Source organism: Nonomuraea sp. NPDC049607 (assembly GCF_040675375.1).
Lineage (GTDB): Bacteria > Actinomycetota > Actinomycetes > Streptosporangiales > Streptosporangiaceae > Nonomuraea.
The window spans coordinates 57,450-74,601 of the sequence record NZ_JBFAOV010000022.1; the positions used below are offsets into that span (position 1 = coordinate 57,450).

Here is a 17,152-nt window from a genome sequence, read left to right on the forward strand (position 1 = left end):
TCTTTACAAGGGTGTCAAGTCGCGAGCTGACTGCCGTAAGCCCGCGCGACAAGTTCGGCGACGGCGCTGTGGGCGCCGAGCGGCTCGGCATGACCGGCCTCGACGGCGGTGGCGGCGCGCTCCACGATCTCCGCGGGGGCCTCGTGGCCGATCAGGCAGGGCGCGATGGCCAGCCGTTCGGCCCCGGCGGCGCGCAGGCGCTGGGCGGCGACGTCCACGCCGGGCGCGCTGTCGAGCGAGGCGGCGACGACCGGCAGCGTGAGCCTGGAGGCCAGCAGCACGGCCGTGGCCTGGACGGCGTGCACCGCGCGCTCGCCGCCCACCGTGCCGAGGATGACGGCGTCGACGGGGCTGGAGACGTTGAGCAGGCGGACGCGGTCGGCCCTGGCCAGGCCGCGCTCGGCCAGCCTGATGTGCAGGGCCTCGGCGAGCAGCGGGTGGGGGCCGAGCGCCTCGGTGGCGACCGCGCCGGAGCCGCTGGCCGCGATGGCCTTGCCGATCTCGGCCATCACGACCGGGTCGTCCCAGGTGAGCAGGGGCACCACGACGGCGTCGCGGCCCGAGGGCAGCGAGTCTGCCAGGTCGGCGACGGCGGTCAGCCGCACCTCGATCTGCGGGTTGTCGACCCGCACCACGGCCGCGATCTCTTCGGCCACGCCGCCGGTGCCGCCGGGGGTGGCCAGCACGAGCATGGGCGCGTCCGGCGGCAGGGACGTGGGCACGGGGCGACGGTGCCGGCCGCCGCCGGGCCGGGGGGAACGTTCACGTACAGGCAGGCTCACAGGCGCGCATTTTATGCCTATTCGGGGGAGGTTGTTCTGCGAATCGGGAGCGAATCCGGCACAAGGGGGAAGGGGTGTGATCGAGATCACATCGTGACCGCCGTCGCCGTTGACGGACACCTTGAAAAGGGAAACCCTGAGGCAACTAGAAACGCGTTCTAGAGCGACCGTCACACACCGTCCCCGGAGGATGGGAATGAAGCCGTTCTATGTCCGCGAGCTGAGCGTGTACCCGGTCGGTCGCCGGCGGATCTTCCTGCTGGCGATAGCCGTGCTGGCGAGCCTGGTGGCCAACTTCGAGACCACGCTCGCCACGATCCTGCCGCTGCTGATGAAGGACCTGGGCATGTCGCTCACGGTCTATGGCCTGCTCGCCGCGGGATCGGTCCTGATCGGCGGCCTGTCGGCCGGCGTCGGAGGCATCCTGTCCGACCGTTGGGGACGCGTCACGCTCCTGGTGCCCACCCTCACCGTCACGGCCGCCTGCAACTTCCTGCTGGCCACCGTGGACACCGTGGCGGGCCTGTTCTGGGTGCGCTGCCTGATGTTGTTCATCGAGGGCGCGGGCATCACCATCACCGCCTCCCTCGTCCGCGACTTCTCCCCGCGTCTCGGGCGGGCCCAGGCGTTCGCGTTCTGGACGTGGGGGCCGGTGGGGGCCTCCTTCCTGGCCTCGTTCATCGCCGGGTTCACGCTGCCGCTGTTCGACAACGCCTGGCAGTCGCAGGCGATCATCATGGGCGTCGTGTCGCTGGCCATGTGCGCGGTCATCGTCTGGAAGATCGCCGAGCCGTCGGCGGCGCTGCGGGCCCAGGTGCTCGACGCCGAGGAGGCCGTCGCCGTCGAGGAGAAGGTCGACGCGGGACGGGTGCGCGAGCTGTTCCGGCATCCCCACCTGTGGGCCCACGTCCTGGGCAACACCGGCTGGCAGGTGCTCTACTGGACGTTCGCGATCTTCGGTCAGACCATCCTGGTGGAGGCGTTCGGCCTGGAGCCGGCGGGGGCCAACCGGGTCGTGGCGCTCGGCATCGTGCTCAACGCGGTCGCCGTCGTGGTCGTCGGACGGGTCTCCGACCGGCTGCGGCTGCGCAAGCCGTTCACGGCCGCCGGCACCGCGCTGACCGTGCTCACCCTGGCCTACTTCATCGGCCTGGTCGGCCCCGGCGTCTCCCCGGGACACGTCACCGCCGTCTACGCGCTGCTCTTCCTGTTCATGGGCGTCGCGTACGTCCCGTGGATGGCCAACTTCTCCGAGAACGCCGAGGACGTCGAGTCGCGCCTGCAGGGCTCGGCGCTGGGCATCTGGGGCATGGTCGTCCGCGTCATGATCGTGGTGCTGCTGGTCGTCTCGCCCATGGTGGTGGCCGCGGGCGGCTGGGGCACCTGGCTCACCGTGGCGCTGGCCGGGCAGGTCGTGTTCCTGGCCTCGATGGCGGCGTTCAAGGGCGACTGGCGCAGGCGCCGCCGGGTGACCGAGCCAGAGACCGCCGTCTGAGCAGCTCGTCTGAACGGCCCGCGTGGGCGGCGGTGGCAGCCGCCGCCCACGCCTTCGCGGCGTTCCCGCCTCCCTCCGCCTCAGGCGAAGGGGCCCACCTGGCCGGGCAGCCTCCTGGCGGTGCCGCTCTCGCCGGCGGCGAGGTCCAGGTCGCGGGTTTCCGGGGCGATGGCCAAACCTACGGCGGTGACGGCCAGCGCGACAACCACGTACAGGGACACGGCGAGGGTGGTGCCGTACACGTCGAAGAGCTTGAGCGCGATGAGCGGGGCCAGCGCGCCGCCGACGATCCCGGCCACCTGGTAGCCCATGGAGGCGCCGCTGTAGCGCAGCCGGGTGCTGAACAGCTCGGCGATGAAGGCGGCCTGCGGGCCGTACATGGCGGCGTGGGCGACCAGCGCGACCACCGCCGCCAGCACGATCAGCGGGAACGACTTCGTGTCCAGCAGCGGGAAGAACGCGAACACCCACACGGCCGCCGCCAGCACGCCCGCGAAGTAGACCGGCCGCCGGCCCAGCCGGTCCGACAGCGCGCCGAACAGCGGGATCAGCCCGAGCTGCAGCGCCGAGCCGATCAGCACCGCGTACAGCGCCACCGACCGCTCCACCTTCAGCTGCCCGGTGAGGTAGACGATGATGTACGCGGTGAAGGTGTAGAACGCCACGTCCACGCCGATGCGCGCGGTGAAGGCCGACAGCAGGGCCCGCGGATGCGTGCGCACCACCTCCACCAGCGGCATCCTGGCCGTGCCGCCGTGCCTCTCGACGCGGGAGAACAGCGGCGACTCGCTGATCCGCGTCCGCACCCACAGCCCGACGAACACCAGCACGCCCGACAGCAGGAACGGCACCCGCCATCCCCACGCCTGGAAGGCCGCGTCCGACAGGCTGAAGGACAGGATCGCGAGCAGGCCGGTGGCCAGCACGTACCCGGCCGGGACGCCGACCTGCGGCCAGCTCGCGTTGAAGCCGCGCCGCCTGCTGTCGCCGTGCTCCAGCGACATGATCACCGCGCCGCCCCACTCGCCGCCGAGCCCGAAGCCCTGGACGAAGCGGAGCACGGCCAGCAGGACCGGCGCGGCCACCCCCACGCTCGCATAGCCGGGAAGCACGCCGATGAGGAACGTCGAGAGGCCCATCAGCAGCAGCGTCACCACCAGCACGGTCTTGCGGCCGGCCCGGTCGCCGAAGTGGCCGAACACCACGCCGCCGAGCGGCCGGGCGACGAACGCGACGGCGTTGGTCGTCAGGGCCGCCAGCGTCGCGTTGAGCGGGTCGAGCGTCGGGAAGAACAGCTTGCCGAAGACCAGCGTCGCGGCGGTGGTGTAGAGGAAGAAGTCGTACCACTCCAGGGACGTGCCGATGAGAGCGGCGAGGATCACCCGGCGGGTCTGGTGCGCGGAGCTTGACATCGAAGGCTCCCAGATGGTCGAGGGGATAGTTTCAACGTAAGGATTGTTGAACAATTCGACAAGAGGTTTGCTCCATGATTCCCTGGCGAACGTGGAAGACGTGGTCGCGGACCTCGCCCGGCACCGGTCGAGACTGAGCCGCAGCAGCACGGCCGAGCGCGTGGCCGACATCCTCCGCGACAACATCATCGAGGGCGCCTTCCCGCCGGGTGAGCGGCTGTCGGAGGAGGCCATCTCCGAAGGGCTCGGCGTCTCCCGCAACACGCTGCGCGAGGCGTTCCGCCTGCTCGGCCACGAACGCCTGCTCGACCACCGGCTCAACAGGGGCGTCTTCGTCCGGCTCCCGTCCGTGGAGGACGTCTCCGACCTCTACACGATGCGGCGGGTGCTCGAAGGGGCCGCCGTCCGGCGCGCGGCGTCACGGCAGGCGCTCACGCTCATCGGGGAGGCCGTGCGCGACGCCGAACGGGCCGCCGCCCAGGGCGACTGGCAGGGCGTCGGCACCGCCAACATCCGCTTCCACCAGGCCCTCGTCGGCCTGCACGGCAGCCCGCGCCTCGACGAGGCCATGCGGCAGCTCCTGGCCGAGCTGCGCCTGGTCTTCCACGTGATGGACAACCCGCGCGCCTTCCACGAGCCGTTCATCGGCCGCAACCGCGAGCTGCTCGCCCTGCTGGAGGCCGGCCGCACCGAGGAGGCGGCGGCCTGCCTCGACGACTACTTCGACGAGGCCGAGCGGCTTCTCATCCACGCCTACCAGCCGAACGGGTAGCGTTTTCCGCATGGACCGGATCTTCACCCTGGACGAGGCGCGTGCCCTGCTGCCCGGCATCATCGCCGAGGCGCGGGAGATCGTCGCGGGCCGCGCCGACCTGGCCGAGATCGCCTTCGACCGGGAGGCCGCCGGCGGGTCGCAGCTCGGCGGGCTGCCCGAGATCAAGGCCATCGAGGCGCGCATCCAGGAGACGCTGACCGGCTGGAGCGAACAGGGGATCGAGGTCAAGGGCATCGCGCCGCTGCTGATCGACTTCCCCTCGGTGCTCGGCGGGGCGTCGGTACGGCTGTGCTGGATCGAGGGGGAGCCCGAGCTCGCCTGGTACCACCGTACGGATCTGGGCTTCGCGGGGCGCCGTCCGCTGCCCTGAAGCGTGGCCTACATGTGACCAACTCGCCACCGTGCCCATGGGTCTAACCAGGTGAGCGAAAGGATCACCACTCATGAGGCAATCCTCAGCGGCCGTCGCGCTCCTCGCGCCGGCGGTCGTCGGCGGGCTCGGGCTTCCGGCCGCCGCATCCGCGCACACCGGGCCGCCGCAGGCTCGCGCGGCCTGGGTCACCACCTGCGAACTCCCCGTCGAGGGGACGTCCCCGTGCGGCCCCTGGCACCTGCTCCTACGGGACGGCCGCAAGGTCACCGTGAGCGACTCCGCCGCCCGCGCCAAGGGCCGCGCGACCTCGCTGTTCGCCCTCAGCGGCGACGGCCGGACGATCGTCTACCAGCGGGCCCGCGACCACCGCCTCGTCGTACGGGCGGCGGCCGGCGGCCCGGTCAGGGAGCTGCCCAGCTCCTTCCGGCCCGGCGGCGAGGACGGCGCGCTGTTCCTGTCCCCGGCGGGCGACCGGGTCCTCGCCGGCGGCAAGGGACACGTCAAGGTGCTCACCCTGGCCACCGGCCGGATCACCCGCCTGACCGTCAAGGGCGACCCGGCCGGCTTCAGCGGCGACGGGGACGAGGTGCTGGCCACCCGCGACCTGAGCGACGGCACCAAATGGCTCTACTCCCACGGGCTCGACGGCCGCACGCTCAGGAGCCCGGCCCCGCAGTTCGTCGCCAACGCCGTCGCCCTCGCGCTGTCCTCCGACGGGCACACCGTCGCCGCGTTCAGCTCCGGCGCCCCCGGCCGCGGGACCCCGCCCAGGACGCGCACCTACGACCTGGAGACCGCGCGGCTCTCCGACGGCGTGAACCTCCCCCTGACCAGCGACACCCCGCCCGACCACGCCCGCTGGGCGCCTGACGGCACGCTCGTCGCCTACTCCTACGACAGCAGCACCACGAAGTCGACGGTGGTACGGGTGCTCACCGTCGACCCCGCTTCCGGCCAGGCCCGCCGTACGGACACCTACAAGGTGGGCCCCGACTCCCACACCATCGTGTTCCCGGGGGAATGATCATCATGAGAATCGTCCCATTGCTGACCGCGGCCCTGCTCACCCTCGCCGCCGTGCCGGCCGCCGCCCAGGCGGCGCCGCACCACGGTCACGACAGCATCCGGTACGCCTCCGTCAAGGGCTGCCCCGGCAAGGACGGCGCCTCCAGGCCCTGCGGGCAGTGGCGGCTCGTCATGCACGACGGCGGGCGCATGGCGCTGCCCGACGCCCAGGTCGTCGCGCTCGACGCCCGGCGACGGTCCGTCGTCGACTCGCCGGCGCCGATCGCGGTCAGCGGCGACGGGCAGCGCGTGGCGTACTTCACCAAGGGCGGGCGCCTGGCCGTACGCGTCCTCGGCGGCGGCGTCACCCTGCTGCCCAAGGACGCGCTGCCGCGGGTCGCCCAGAACGAGGTGACGCTGCAGCTGTCCGACGACGGCGCGCGGCTGGCCGTCGTGATCGGGAGCGAGAAGCCCGCCGACGCCAGGATCTTCGACACGGCCACCGGCGCCCTGCTCGGCACCGTGCCCGCGGACGAGACCGTCCTGGGCTTCAGCGGCGACGGCGACGAGGTGCTGTCCACGATCGACTCCGACGACTCCGTCACCGACCTGGTCGTCCGCGACGAGACGGGCGAGCAGCTCGTCCGTGCCACGCCGCCGCAGGTCGTGGCCGCCAACGGCCCGCAGGCGCTGGCCGGCGACGGGCACACGGCGGCCGTCGTGATCCGCGGGAAGAAGACCGAACTGCTCACCTACGACCTGGCCACCGACGAGGTCACCGGACGCAAGAAGATCAAGCTGCCGGCCGGCGACCTCAGCATGATCGACTGGACCGGCGACACGCAGGTCACGCTGCACCTGGTGTCCGGGTCGTCCAGGATGACGATCGTGCAGATCGACACCGGGACGGGCGCCGTACGGGTCAGGGACCGGTACACCGTGCTCAAGGACACCTTCGTCTTCGCCGCCTGCGGCGGCTGACCCGGGATCGCGGTCCACGGCGCGGGCAGGGGGAGCCCCGCCGTGGATACGCTTGCCGCGTGGAGGTTCACTCGACCAGGGCGATGGCCGTCAGAGCCGTCGAGCTGTGCACGGAGCTGCTGCACGGACAGCCGACGGCCGCCTCGGTGACGGACGTCCTGCGCCGCCACGGCGAGCACGGCGACCTGCGCCTCGGCGGCTCCGACGTGGCCGCGATGCGCGCGGTGGCGGCCCGGCTGCGCGACGTGCTCGGGGCCCGCGACGCCGGGGAGGCGGCGGACCTGCTCAACCGGCTGCTGTCGGAGTCGGCCCGGCCGCCCCGGCTGACCAGCCACGCGGGCACGACGTCCTGGCATGTCCATGTCGACAGCGGCGACGACGCGCCGTGGGCCGAGTGGTTCCTGGCCTCCTCGGCGATGGCCCTGGCGGTGCTGCTCGCCGATCATCAGCGCGTCCCGGGCGGGTTGTGCGCGGCGGCGGGGTGCGGGCGGCCGTACCTGGACCTGGGCGGCGGCAGCCCACGTCGCTACTGCGGCACCCGCTGCGCCACCCGCGCCCGCGTCGCCGCCCACCGCTCCCGCCTCCCCACCACCCCCTGACGTCCCTGGCTCCCGATGCCGCCTGATGGCGTTCCCGCGTGCCTCCGTCAGCGGCTTTCCGCTGACGCCCGCCGTGCGCGGCGGTGGGCGAGGACGCAGACGGCCACGAGCTGCGTCACCGCGCCGGCCAGCAGGGCCGCGGCGGCCGAGTGGGCGCTCAACGGCCCGGCCAGCGCCGAGCCGACGGCGAACGACGTGATCTTGAGGCTGGCGCCGGTCGTGAACACCTGACTCCGCAGCCCGGCGGGCGCCTCCCGCTGCCGCACCGCGAACAGCGCCGTCAACTGCGGCCCCTCGCCCACCCCCACCAACCCCGCCCCGACCACCGCCACCCAGTACGCCCCCGCCACGGCCGCCCCCATTCCCGGCGGCCCCTCCACGGAGGGCTCCGCGACGGACATCCCCACCAGTCCCGCGACGGCCGCGACTGCCATGCCCGCGCCGACCAGGGCAGTGGCCCACACCAGCGTCGCGTCCCACGGCGGGGTCGCCTTCCGCCTCCGGGAGCCGCCTCGCCAGGCCAGGAGGCCGTTCGCGGCCAGGCCGGCCGCCGCCGTGACGGCCAGCAGCAGCGTCCCGCGGCCACTGTCACCCGAGAGCTCCAGGCCCAGCACCGGCGCCGACACCACGAACATGCCCGTCCCGGCGCAGGAGATCATCGACCCGGCGGTGGCCCGCCACAACACCCGGTTCCCGAGAACCACCCTGACCCCGGCCACCACCTCACCCGCGACCTCCCTGCCGGCCCGCGCCGTGGAGGCGAGGAGCCCGGCGCGCCGCCGCTCGCGGGTGGGACCCTCACAGACGGGCCCGTCGTGGGCGAGGCGGTCGTGGGCGCGGTCGTCGCGGGTGGGGAGGGTCCAGGCCGTGGGGAGGGCGGACAGGAGGAGGGCGACGGAGACGAGCACCGCCGTCGTCCCGCCGGCCATGGCCGCCACCACGCCCACCGCCGCCGGACCGGCCAGGCCGGCCACGTTGTACGTCATGGCGTCGAGCGCGGTGGCCCGGGCCAGCCGTTGCCGGTCGGGGCCGGAGACCAGGGGGAGCTGTCCCGTCCAGCCGCCTGTCAGCGCGGGGCCCGCCAGTCCGGTCACCATGGCCAGCGCGACCAGGGCCGTCCCGGGAACCCTGCCGACACCGGCCGCCACCAGCAGCAGGCCGGTCGCGTACCCGAGCAGGCACCACGCGAGCAACCGGCCCGGACGGCGGGCCCGGTCCAGCAGCACGCCGAGCAGCGGCCCGCCGACGGCCGCCGAGACCGTCAGCCCGGCCAGCAGCGACGCTCCGAGCAGCGGCGAGCCGGTGGCGGCGAGCCCGGCGACCAGGAGGGCGGGCCCGGACATCTCGTCGCCGGTCCGTGCCGCCACCACGCCGGCTATGTAACGGGATAACACTGGCAAGACGTTACAGGATGAGCGTTAGGTGCTGGTTCGGGCGGGAAGGACCTTGGGTGACCGTCCCGCGCGGGTCTCGCGCCCGCCGGCGGCGACCTGCCCGGCCTGTACGGACTGCGTACCGCACAGGCCGGGCACCCTCACGCTCCCAGTCGAAAATGTGTTTGAGAGATGACGTAGACTCGGCCTCATGAAAGCCGCGTTCCAAGCATCTCTGCTGAGTCTCGACGAGGAGCTCGGCGTCGGGCGGCTGGGCGCCACGGTCCGCAGGACGTACCTCGACCACGGGGCCTGGATCGACCTGCGGCCGGGCTGGCTGGCCGGGGCCGACACGCTGTTCGGGCGGCTGGCCGAGACGGTGCCCTGGCGCGCGGAGCGCCGCCGCATGTACGACCGGGTCCTCGACGTCCCGCGCCTGCTGAAGTTCTACGACGAAGGGGAGGCGCTGCCCGACCCCGTCCTCGACGAGGCCAGGGCGGCGCTCGACGACCACTACGGCGAGGAACTGGGCGAGCCCTTCCGCACGGCGGGCCTGTGCTTCTACCGCGACGGCCGCGACAGCGTGGCCTGGCACGGCGACACCATCGGCCGGGGCGGCAGCGAGGACACCATGGTCGCGATCGTCTCGGTGGGCAGCCCGCGTCCGCTCCTGCTGCGTCCGCGCGGCGGCGGCCCCTCGATCCGGCGCGACCTCGGGCACGGCGACCTGATCGTCATGGGCGGAAGCTGCCAGCGCACGTGGGAACACGCGATCCCCAAGACGGCCCGGCCCGCGGGGCCGCGCATCAGCATCCAGTTCAGGCCCCGCGGCGTCCGCTGACCCCGCCCCTCGGTACAGCCTCCCTCCGCTTGGTTCGTGGGCTACCCTCCGGCCATGGGTAGGTTTCTCGCTGTCCTGAACGGCGCGGCCGACGACGCCGACAAGGCGGAGTTCACCGAGCAGCAGCAGAGTGAGTTCATGAACGCGTGGGCGGTGTGGGCTCAGAAGAACGAGCACGCCCTGATCGATCCCGGGGCGCCGCTCTTCCGCAAGAAGCTGGTGACGGCCCGAGGCGTCGAGGACTTCACCGACTCGAAGACCGGATACGCGATCGTGGAGGCCGAGACGCATGAAGACGCGGCGCGGCTCTTCAGCGACCATCCCCATATCGCTCTGATGCCGGGGAACTCGATCGAGGTCCTGGAGTGCCCGCCTGTCCCGTCCTGAGTTCTGCTCCTCCTCGTGTCCGTACGCATGGCCGGACGCGCTCTAGCGGAGGCGGAGGCGGGCTATGCGGCCCTGTTCGCCGGAGGCCCAGCAGGACAGGTCCGGGGTGCACGAGACCGTGTCGAACGAGCCGCCGTCGAAGGACTCCCAGCGGGCCCCGCCCGAGTACGTCACGTCGCTCCCCGTCGGCCCGACGGCGACGGCCGCGAACGGCAGGTGCGGCAGCCACGTCACCCCCGACCGGTACGCGGGCGGCGGGGTCGTGGCGGTCTGCCAGGTGGCGCCGCCGTCCCTGGTGACCGCGGCGGCGTTCGGGGAGGGGCGGCCGGGCTGGTAGTCGCCGCCGACCGCGATCCCGCGGTGCCGGTCGCGGAAGGCCAGCGCGAAGACGCCCTTGGCGGCGTCGGCGGCCGGGACGGGGGTGTCGGCGACGGTCCACGTACGTCCGCGGTCGGCCGAACGGAACACGCGCGACCGCTCGCCGCCGCCGGTGGCGATCCATGCGTCGCGCCCGCCCGCGGTCACCAGGCACTGCCCGCTCGCCGCGAACCCGGCCTCGCCGGGCAGCGCGTCCGGCATGCCGGACGAGGGCAGCACCTGCCAGCTCCGTCCGCCGTCGTCGGTGGCCAGGACGCGGAACCTGCCGTCCACCGGGTCGCTCATGGCCAGGCCGTGGCGGCGGTCGAAGAAGGCCATGCAGTCGTAGAAGGCGTTCGGTTCGTCGTTCCTGAAGGACTCGGTCCAGGTGCGGCCGCCGTCCTCGGTGCGGTAGACGCGGCCGTCCGTGCCGGTGCCGATCGACAGGACCAGGGCGCGGCGGGCGTCGAACGCCTCCACGTCGCGGAACTGGAGGGCCTCGGTGCCGGGTGGGGAGACGTTCTGCCAGGTACGGCCGCCGTCCACGGTGCGCAGGACGGTTCCGCCGGTGCCGGCGGCCCACACCACGTCCCTGCTCACGGGGGCCAGGCCGCGGAAGCGGGCGGTCACGCCGGTCTCCTTCAGCTCCCAGCCGAGTCCGGGGGTGGCCGCGTGGGCGGGGAGGGGGGCGGCGAGCACGAGCGCCGCGGACATCACGCTCATCGCGATGCGAACGTTCATGTCGGGCAAACTAACCCAACAGATCACGAGCGTCCATCATGCGGACACCGAGCGCGCGGCCGGGAGCCGGCGGCGATGCCTCAGGCGGCGGCGCGGGTGGGGGCCCAGGTGAGGAGGGCCTGGGCGGTGTCGAAGCGGCGGCTGGAGACCGACTCGCCCAGGATCACGCCCACCAGTCGTCGCCCGTCCCGCTCACCGGCGAACGCCAGGCTGTACCCCGCCGCCCGGGTGAACCCGGTCTTCAGCCCGATCGCGCCGGGCTCGGCGAGCAGGCGGTTGGTGTTGCGCCAGCCGTACGCGCCGTGCTCGTCCGTCGCGGCCACCTCGTGGTAGCGGGTCCCGGCGACCCCCTCGATCAGCGGCACCGAGAGCGCCTTGGCGGCCAGTACGGACTGGTCGCGGGCCGTGGACCAGCCGTCGCCGGCCGAGGTGGGCAGGCCGTCGGCGTTGACGTACCGGGTGTCGTTCATGCCGAGCGAGCGGGCGGTGTCGTTCATCCTGTCGACGAACCCCGGCACGCCGGGCCCGTACGTACGGGCCAGCGCGTGGGCGGCGTCGGCGCCCGAGGGCAGCATGAGCGCGTACAGCAGTTCGCCGACCGGGAGCCGGTCGCCCGGCCGCAGGTCGGCGGTGGTGCCGCCGCCGTCCTCGGCGTACTGCGCGTCCTGGGCGGTGATCTCCACCATGTCCGTGGGCTTGGCGGCCTGCAGCACCACGTACGCCGTCATCGTCTTGGTGAGGCTGGCGATCGGCATGCGGGTGTCGGCGGCCTTGCCGAACAGGGCGGCGCCGGACCTGGCGTCCATCAGGTAGGCGGCCCGGCCGTAGACGGCGGGCGCTTGGGCGCCGTCGACCACGGAGGCCGCGGCGACAGGACCGGTGACGGGAGCGGCGGTCTGGGCGTACGCAGGCACGCCGAACCCCGTGACCAGGGCGAAGGCGCCTGCGAACGCGGTGAGTCGAGCTTTCCGGTTACGCATGTACCCCAGGCTGCCGCCCGGTTTGGCATGCTCTTAACGATTTGCAGCTAAATCTGTGACCTAATCGTTAGAAACGCCGCCCTGGCCGCAGGATCCGTCGGGTAGATCTTCGCGGATCCAGGCAGATCAGCGGCCCGCCCAGAAGTTGCCCGCCGTCCGGTTCCCCTGCACCAGCCCCGAGAACAACTCCTCCCACATCGGCATCACCACCTCGGGCGCGTACGCCCGCGACGTCGTCGCCGCCGCCTCGCCCATCCGCACCCGCCGCTCCCGGTCGCCGATCACTTGGATCAGCGCCGCGGCCAGCCCGTCCACGTCCCTGGGCGGCACCAGGACGCCGTCCACGCCGTCGGTCAGCACGTCCCGTGGCCCCGTCGGGCAGTCGAAGGCGACCACGGGCAGCGCGTGCGTCATGGCCTCGATCATGACCATGGGCAGGCCCTCGAAGCGGGAGCTGAGCGCGTACACCGACGCCTCGGCCAGCTCCTTCTCCAGCCGCTCGGTACGTCCGGGCAGCGTCACGTGATCGGCCAGCCCGTGCTGCGCGATCAGCCCGCTGAGCTGGCTGCGGCGCGGCCCGGTGCCGAACACGCGCAGCCGCCACTCCGGATGCACCCGTACGACCTGCGCGAACGCCTCGATGAGCAGGTCGAACCCCTTCTGCGGCACCAGCCGCCCGGCGGCCACCACGACCGGGTTGACCTGCCGGGACCGCTCCTGCTCCACGCGGTGGACGGCGTTCGGGATCACGACCACCGGCGTGTCCGGCAGCAGCCGCTGGTATTCGAGCTTGTTGGTCATGGTCAGCACGGTCACCGCGGCGAACCTGCCGTAATGGCGGGCGATCTCCCTGCGGATCGTGTCGGGATAGGCGGACAGGTTCATGTGCTCCTGCGCGATCCTGACGACGTCGGCGGGGGTGCGGCGGGCGGAGATCAGGTTCAGCGCGGGCCTGGTCGTCACCAGGACGCCGCCCGACAGGCCGGAGACGTAGTCCATCGCGGCGCGCTCCACCCGCTCGGTGAAGTAGTCGGCCGCGAACTCGCCGCGCGGCACGATCTTGCCGCGGATCCGCCGCCACGCCTTGCGGCCGACGGAGTCGGGCAGCCTGCCGTCGCGCTGGTCCACCAGCGTGGTGACGGTGATCCGGGGGTCGATCGCGAACTGCGGGGTGTCGCGCCGCCGTACCAGGCTGACCAGCTCGACGTCGTGCCCGGCCGCGGCCATCGCGTTCGCCTGGTTGACCACGGTGCGGATCGTGCCGCCCATGCCGTAGGCGTGCAGCATCAGGTAGCGGATCTTCACGTGAGGTACCCCCAGGTCCGGGAGATGGGCTTGAGGGGTTCGGGGATCAGGTCGGGGGAGGGCAGCTCGCGGGCGGGCTGGACGGTCCCGGTCCTGATCTTGTCCCGCCAGTCGCCGAGCCCCTTCTCCAGCACCCGCTGCTCGCCGTAGGAGAGCATCCGCGGCTCCCACTCCAGGCCGAGGAACGCGCAGATCTCGCGGGTGACGCGCTCGGGCTCGGCGCTCAGCTCCTCGTACCTGACGGTCAGCCCCGGCAGCGCGGCCCTGGCCTTCTGCACGGCCTTCATGTACCGCAGGGCGTCGAGCGCGGCCTCCTCCGGGGTGCGCCGGTCCGGGCCGGCCTCGTGCCAGGACGTGGCGATCGAGGCCGGGTGGCGCAGCAGGAAGACGAACCGGGCGTCCGGCCAGCAGGCGGCGATGCGCTGGTGGGCGAAGGCGTTGGCGGGGGTCTTGTCCACGACGTACCGCTTGCCGCTGCGGACCAGCTCGCGGTGGAGCACCCGGTCCCAGAGCAGGTGTTCCAGGTCGGCCTGGTTGTGCCCGAGCGCGCCCATCGCCTTGGCGGCCAGCGAGGTGTCGAACTGCACCCGCAGCCGGCGTACGTGCAGTTCGTGCGGGGCGTGCAGGTCGGGGTGGGCGTTGAGGATCGCGCGCAGGAGGGTGGAGCCGGAACGTACGGGGGACAGGACGAAGACGGGGGATTCGAGCAGCCGGTCGGTTAGCGGATCCGCGGGCGGTCTGATCTCGGGAGCGGGCGGGGGAGAAGGGGCGTTCCCCACTCGCTCGATCTGGAATCCGGTGAACCTGACCAGCGCATTGTTGACGTGCCGCTGCCAGTTCATGGCGAGGCAGACTACATACCGTTCCTGGCAGTTAGCTGGCAGTGTCAAGCCGCCGACCAGGCACGCCGGGGCTCACCGGACCACATACCGGGCCCGCTCAGGGCATCGGCGCGGGCGCACGATCTCGTCCCTGGCCTGTTAGCGTTACCGCTGACAGGAGGGAGCGGCGGTGAAAGCGAAGGGCGACAGGCCCGCGGTGCTCATGGACGTGGCCGTCCTCGCCGGGGTCTCTGCCATGACCGTCTCGCGCGTGCTCAACGCGCCCGACCGGGTCCGCGCGGAGACCAGGGCCCGCGTGATGGCCGCGGTGCGCGAGCTCGACTACCGGCCCAACCAGGCCGCCCGCCAGCTCGTCACCGGCAGGTCCGGCGTGCTCGGCGTGGTCAGCATCGACACCACCCTCTACGGCCCGGCCTCCACGCTCTACTGCATCGAGCAGGCCGCCAGGCGGGCCGGCTACAACGTCAGCATCGCCAGCCTGCCCTCGCTCAGCCGCAGGTCGATGGAGGAGGGCGTGCAGCGGTTACGCGCCCAGGCGGTCGACGGCGTGATCATCGTGGCCCCGCACGAGTCGGCCGCCGACGGCCTGCGTCACCTGCCGCCGGAGATGCCGGTGGTGGCCGTCGACGCGGGCGACGACATCCCCGTGCCGGTGGCCAAGGTCGACCAGCAGGCGGGGGCCAGGCGGGTCACCCGACACCTGCTCAGCCTCGGCCACGAGACGGTCTGGCACGTCGCGGGCCCGGCCGACTGGCTCGACGCCAACGGCCGCATCGAGGGCTGGCGCGGCGTGCTGGAGGCCGCCGGCCGCCAGGCGCCCGACGTGCTGCGCGGCGACTGGAGCGCCCGATCGGGCTACCAGCTCGGCCGCCGCCTCGCCGAGAACCCCGACGTCACCGCCGTGTTCGTGGCCAACGACCAGATGGCGCTCGGTGTGCTGCGCGCGCTGCGCGAGGCCGGCCGCCGGGTGCCCGAGGACGTGAGCGTGGCCGGGTTCGACGACATCCCCGAGTCGGCCTACTTCTGGCCCCCGCTGACCACCGTGCGACAGGACTTCGGCGAGGTCGGCAGGCACGCCTTCCACCTGCTGCTCGACTTCATGGCCGGGCACGAGCCCGAGGCCCGGCGGCTGGTCGAGCCCGAGCTCGTGGTCAGGGAGAGCACGGGAGCCAGGCCGTCCCGGGCATGATCGGCGTGATCGGCGGGCAGGTGTAGGGCCGTCGCGGAGGTGATCGGCTGGATGATGCTGCTCGAACGTCTCGACGCCTGGGACAAGCGGGCCTTCGACCGGGTCGCGCGCGCCGACCTGCCCGTGCTCGACGCCCTGCTCCCGCACCTGTCGTCGGCCGCCGACAACTCGGTCCTGTGGGGGCTGGTCGCGGGCGTGCTGATGCTGACGGGCCGGCCACGGTTGCAGCGGGCCGGCGTACGGGGGCTGCTGGCGATCTCGCTGGCCAGCCCGCTGACCAGCATGGTCGTCAAGCAGGCGATCCGCAGGCCGCGCCCGCTGACGGACCTCATCCCGGTGATCCGCCGCCGCCGGGTGCCGTCGTCGTCCTCGCTGCCCTCGGGGCACAGCGCGTCCGCGGTCGCCTTCGCGGTGGCGGTGGCCAGGGACGCGCCGCTCCCGGTCGCCGCCCCGGTCATGCTGCTGGCCGCCGCGGTGGCCGCCTCCCGCGTGTACGTGGGCGCCCACTACCCGGGCGACGTCCTCGCCGGGGTCGCCGTCGGGGCGGCGGCGGGCTGGAGCGTCCGGGGCTGCGGGCGCGGGGCCGGCCGGTGGGTCCGCCGCGCGCTCGCCGGGCAGGCCGCGCCGTAGCAGGTGCCGTAGCAGATGCCGGAGCAGGTGCCGGAGCAGGTCAGGCGGGGCCGCTGCTGGCCCTGACGATCAGGGTCGAGCGCAGCAGTTGCAGGGAGTTGACCGGCGGGCGGCCCTCGTCCAGCGCGCGCAGCAGCAGCTCGATGGCCTGCCTGGTCATCTCCCGGCTCGGGATGGCGACCGTGGTGAGGGCGGGGTGCGTCACGCGTACCTCGTCGATGTCGTCGTGGCCGACCACCGACAGGTCGCCCGGGACCGAGCGGCCGCCGAGGCGGGCCGCCTCCAGCGCGCCCAGCGCGAGGATGTCGTGGGTGCAGAAGACCGCGGTCACCTCCGGGACGGCGGTCAGGGCGGCGGTGGCGGCGGTGAAGCCGCCCATCGCCGTAGGCTCCGGCGCGGTGAAGACGGCCGAGGCGGGGACGTCGAGGCCGTCGCGGGCGAACGCGCGCCGGAACCCCTGCACGCGCAGGGCGTGCGGCGCGCTGCTCAGCACCGCGACGCGCTCGTGGCCCAGCTCGCGCAGATGCCGCCCGGCCAGGTAGCCGGCCTGCTCGTAGTCGATCGTGACCACCGGCAGGGTGTCGGGCACCTCGCTCTCCCACGCGCACAGCGCCACGGGGAAGCGCGCGCCGGCCAGCAGCGGCAGGTGCTCGGTGAGGCCGTTGTCGCCGGCGATCAGCAGGGCGTCGACCGAGCGGCTGGTCAGGCCGGTGATGTGCCGGCGGGCCCGCTCGCCGTCCAGGCGGGTGGTGCACAGCAGGAGGTGGTAGCCGTGCTCCTCCAGGACGTTCTCGGCCTCCTCGACCACGGCCGAGTAGAACGAGCTGGCCACCGTCGGCACGAACAGGCCGACGGTCATGGTGGTGCCGGTGGCCAGGGAGCGGGCCACCAGGTTGGGGGTGTAGCCGAGCTCGGCGATGGCCGCGCGCACCTTGGCCTCGGTCTCGGGGCGGACGCGTACGCGGCCGGTGACGACGTTGGACACGGTCTGCTTGGTGACCCCGGCCCGTTCGGCCACGTCCTGCATCGTGACCACCGCTGCCTCCAGAGGGTTTGACCGGTCCAACACGTCGCCCCGAAACGTA

The 17,152-nt window shown here is 73.0% G+C and carries 18 protein-coding genes; 10 read left to right on the forward strand and 8 right to left on the reverse strand.

All coding sequences use genetic code 11. The annotated features are described in order from the left end of the window. Positions 1–14: 14 nt before the first annotated feature. Positions 15–722 carry a hypothetical protein gene (locus tag AB0J97_RS33925; protein WP_357706689.1) on the reverse strand — a complete coding sequence of 236 codons (708 nt, stop codon included), beginning with the start codon at positions 720–722 and terminating at the stop codon, positions 15–17. A 256-nt stretch (positions 723–978) separates the two neighbouring features. Between AB0J97_RS33925 and AB0J97_RS33930 the strand changes: the two genes are divergently transcribed. Next, positions 979–2,277 (forward strand): MFS transporter, encoded by a 1,299-nt coding sequence (locus AB0J97_RS33930; RefSeq protein ID WP_364096328.1) that lies wholly within the window; start codon positions 979–981, stop codon positions 2,275–2,277. Between the two features lie 80 nt (positions 2,278–2,357). Here AB0J97_RS33930 and AB0J97_RS33935 read toward each other — a convergent pair whose 3' ends face one another. Next, a complete protein-coding gene (locus AB0J97_RS33935) occupies positions 2,358–3,689 on the reverse strand; it encodes an MFS transporter (protein WP_364096331.1) in 1,332 nt (443 codons plus the stop codon). A 91-nt stretch (positions 3,690–3,780) separates the two neighbouring features. Here AB0J97_RS33935 and AB0J97_RS33940 point away from each other — a divergent pair, with 91 nt between their 5' ends. From AB0J97_RS33940 to AB0J97_RS33960, 5 genes are all read left to right on the forward strand, one after another. Beyond that, a complete protein-coding gene (locus tag AB0J97_RS33940; protein WP_364096334.1) occupies positions 3,781–4,461 on the forward strand; it encodes a GntR family transcriptional regulator in 681 nt (226 codons plus the stop codon). Positions 4,462–4,471: 10 nt separating this feature from the next. After that, positions 4,472–4,834 carry a DUF2203 domain-containing protein gene (locus tag AB0J97_RS33945; RefSeq protein ID WP_357706685.1) on the forward strand — a complete coding sequence of 121 codons (363 nt, stop codon included), beginning with the start codon at positions 4,472–4,474 and terminating at the stop codon, positions 4,832–4,834. 73 nt (positions 4,835–4,907) lie between these two features. Beyond that, the gene (locus AB0J97_RS33950; protein ID WP_364096337.1) at positions 4,908–5,861 is read left to right on the forward strand and encodes a hypothetical protein; all 954 of its coding nucleotides are present in this window, start codon (positions 4,908–4,910) and stop codon (positions 5,859–5,861) included. A gap of 5 nt (positions 5,862–5,866) precedes the next feature. Then, positions 5,867–6,823: a hypothetical protein gene (locus tag AB0J97_RS33955; protein WP_364096340.1), complete on the forward strand. Its 957-nt coding sequence runs from the start codon at positions 5,867–5,869 to the stop codon at positions 6,821–6,823. 59 nt (positions 6,824–6,882) lie between these two features. After that, positions 6,883–7,422 carry a CGNR zinc finger domain-containing protein gene (locus AB0J97_RS33960; RefSeq protein WP_364096343.1) on the forward strand — a complete coding sequence of 180 codons (540 nt, stop codon included), beginning with the start codon at positions 6,883–6,885 and terminating at the stop codon, positions 7,420–7,422. 47 nt (positions 7,423–7,469) lie between these two features. On the opposite strand, the gene AB0J97_RS33965 is transcribed toward AB0J97_RS33960, so the two are convergent. Continuing rightward, a complete protein-coding gene (locus AB0J97_RS33965) occupies positions 7,470–8,816 on the reverse strand; it encodes an MFS transporter (protein WP_364096346.1) in 1,347 nt (448 codons plus the stop codon). Between the two features lie 190 nt (positions 8,817–9,006). Here AB0J97_RS33965 and AB0J97_RS33970 point away from each other — a divergent pair, with 190 nt between their 5' ends. Next, the gene (locus AB0J97_RS33970) at positions 9,007–9,636 is read left to right on the forward strand and encodes an alpha-ketoglutarate-dependent dioxygenase AlkB (protein ID WP_364096349.1); all 630 of its coding nucleotides are present in this window, start codon (positions 9,007–9,009) and stop codon (positions 9,634–9,636) included. A gap of 54 nt (positions 9,637–9,690) precedes the next feature. After that, positions 9,691–10,023, forward strand: coding sequence for a hypothetical protein (locus AB0J97_RS33975; protein WP_364096352.1), 333 nt, complete (start codon positions 9,691–9,693; stop codon positions 10,021–10,023). A 42-nt stretch (positions 10,024–10,065) separates the two neighbouring features. Here AB0J97_RS33975 and AB0J97_RS33980 read toward each other — a convergent pair whose 3' ends face one another. The 4 genes from AB0J97_RS33980 to AB0J97_RS33995 all read right to left on the reverse strand — a co-directional run bounded on the left by AB0J97_RS33980 (position 10,066) and on the right by AB0J97_RS33995 (position 14,248). Continuing rightward, positions 10,066–11,121 carry an oxidoreductase gene (locus tag AB0J97_RS33980; protein WP_364096355.1) on the reverse strand — a complete coding sequence of 352 codons (1,056 nt, stop codon included), beginning with the start codon at positions 11,119–11,121 and terminating at the stop codon, positions 10,066–10,068. Between the two features lie 80 nt (positions 11,122–11,201). After that, complete coding sequence (locus AB0J97_RS33985) at positions 11,202–12,101, reverse strand: D-alanyl-D-alanine carboxypeptidase family protein (RefSeq protein ID WP_357706671.1); 900 nt, start codon at positions 12,099–12,101, stop codon at positions 11,202–11,204. A gap of 126 nt (positions 12,102–12,227) precedes the next feature. Further along, a complete protein-coding gene (locus AB0J97_RS33990; protein WP_364096359.1) occupies positions 12,228–13,406 on the reverse strand; it encodes a glycosyltransferase family 4 protein in 1,179 nt (392 codons plus the stop codon). Beyond that, entirely contained in the window at positions 13,403–14,248 is an 846-nt protein-coding gene (locus AB0J97_RS33995; RefSeq protein ID WP_357706669.1) for a sulfotransferase, read from the reverse strand. The genes AB0J97_RS33990 and AB0J97_RS33995 overlap by 4 nt, the downstream gene beginning before the upstream one ends. Positions 14,249–14,450: 202 nt before the next feature. Here AB0J97_RS33995 and AB0J97_RS34000 point away from each other — a divergent pair, with 202 nt between their 5' ends. Continuing rightward, positions 14,451–15,437, forward strand: coding sequence for a LacI family DNA-binding transcriptional regulator (locus AB0J97_RS34000; RefSeq protein WP_357706761.1), 987 nt, complete (start codon positions 14,451–14,453; stop codon positions 15,435–15,437). Between the two features lie 39 nt (positions 15,438–15,476). Then, positions 15,477–16,067, forward strand: a complete 591-nt coding sequence (locus tag AB0J97_RS34005) for a phosphatase PAP2 family protein (protein ID WP_357706667.1) — start codon at positions 15,477–15,479, stop codon at positions 16,065–16,067. A 40-nt stretch (positions 16,068–16,107) separates the two neighbouring features. On the opposite strand, the gene AB0J97_RS34010 is transcribed toward AB0J97_RS34005, so the two are convergent. Further along, complete coding sequence (locus AB0J97_RS34010) at positions 16,108–17,094, reverse strand: LacI family DNA-binding transcriptional regulator (protein ID WP_364096577.1); 987 nt, start codon at positions 17,092–17,094, stop codon at positions 16,108–16,110. Between the last annotated feature and the right edge of the window lie 58 nt (positions 17,095–17,152).

Coding starts and splice junctions, on each gene's coding strand:
- AB0J97_RS33930 (WP_364096328.1), top strand. CDS start 979: ATGAAGCCGTTCTATGTCCGCGAGCTGAGCGTGTACCCGGTCGGTCGC.
- AB0J97_RS33935 (WP_364096331.1), bottom strand. CDS start 3,689: ATGTCAAGCTCCGCGCACCAGACCCGCCGGGTGATCCTCGCCGCTCTC.
- AB0J97_RS33945 (WP_357706685.1), top strand. CDS start 4,472: ATGGACCGGATCTTCACCCTGGACGAGGCGCGTGCCCTGCTGCCCGGC.
- AB0J97_RS33950 (WP_364096337.1), top strand. CDS start 4,908: ATGAGGCAATCCTCAGCGGCCGTCGCGCTCCTCGCGCCGGCGGTCGTC.
- AB0J97_RS33955 (WP_364096340.1), top strand. CDS start 5,867: ATGAGAATCGTCCCATTGCTGACCGCGGCCCTGCTCACCCTCGCCGCC.
- AB0J97_RS33970 (WP_364096349.1), top strand. CDS start 9,007: ATGAAAGCCGCGTTCCAAGCATCTCTGCTGAGTCTCGACGAGGAGCTC.
- AB0J97_RS33975 (WP_364096352.1), top strand. CDS start 9,691: ATGGGTAGGTTTCTCGCTGTCCTGAACGGCGCGGCCGACGACGCCGAC.
- AB0J97_RS33980 (WP_364096355.1), bottom strand. CDS start 11,121: ATGAACGTTCGCATCGCGATGAGCGTGATGTCCGCGGCGCTCGTGCTC.
- AB0J97_RS33985 (WP_357706671.1), bottom strand. CDS start 12,101: ATGCGTAACCGGAAAGCTCGACTCACCGCGTTCGCAGGCGCCTTCGCC.
- AB0J97_RS33995 (WP_357706669.1), bottom strand. CDS start 14,248: ATGAACTGGCAGCGGCACGTCAACAATGCGCTGGTCAGGTTCACCGGA.
- AB0J97_RS34000 (WP_357706761.1), top strand. CDS start 14,451: ATGGACGTGGCCGTCCTCGCCGGGGTCTCTGCCATGACCGTCTCGCGC.
- AB0J97_RS34010 (WP_364096577.1), bottom strand. CDS start 17,094: ATGCAGGACGTGGCCGAACGGGCCGGGGTCACCAAGCAGACCGTGTCC.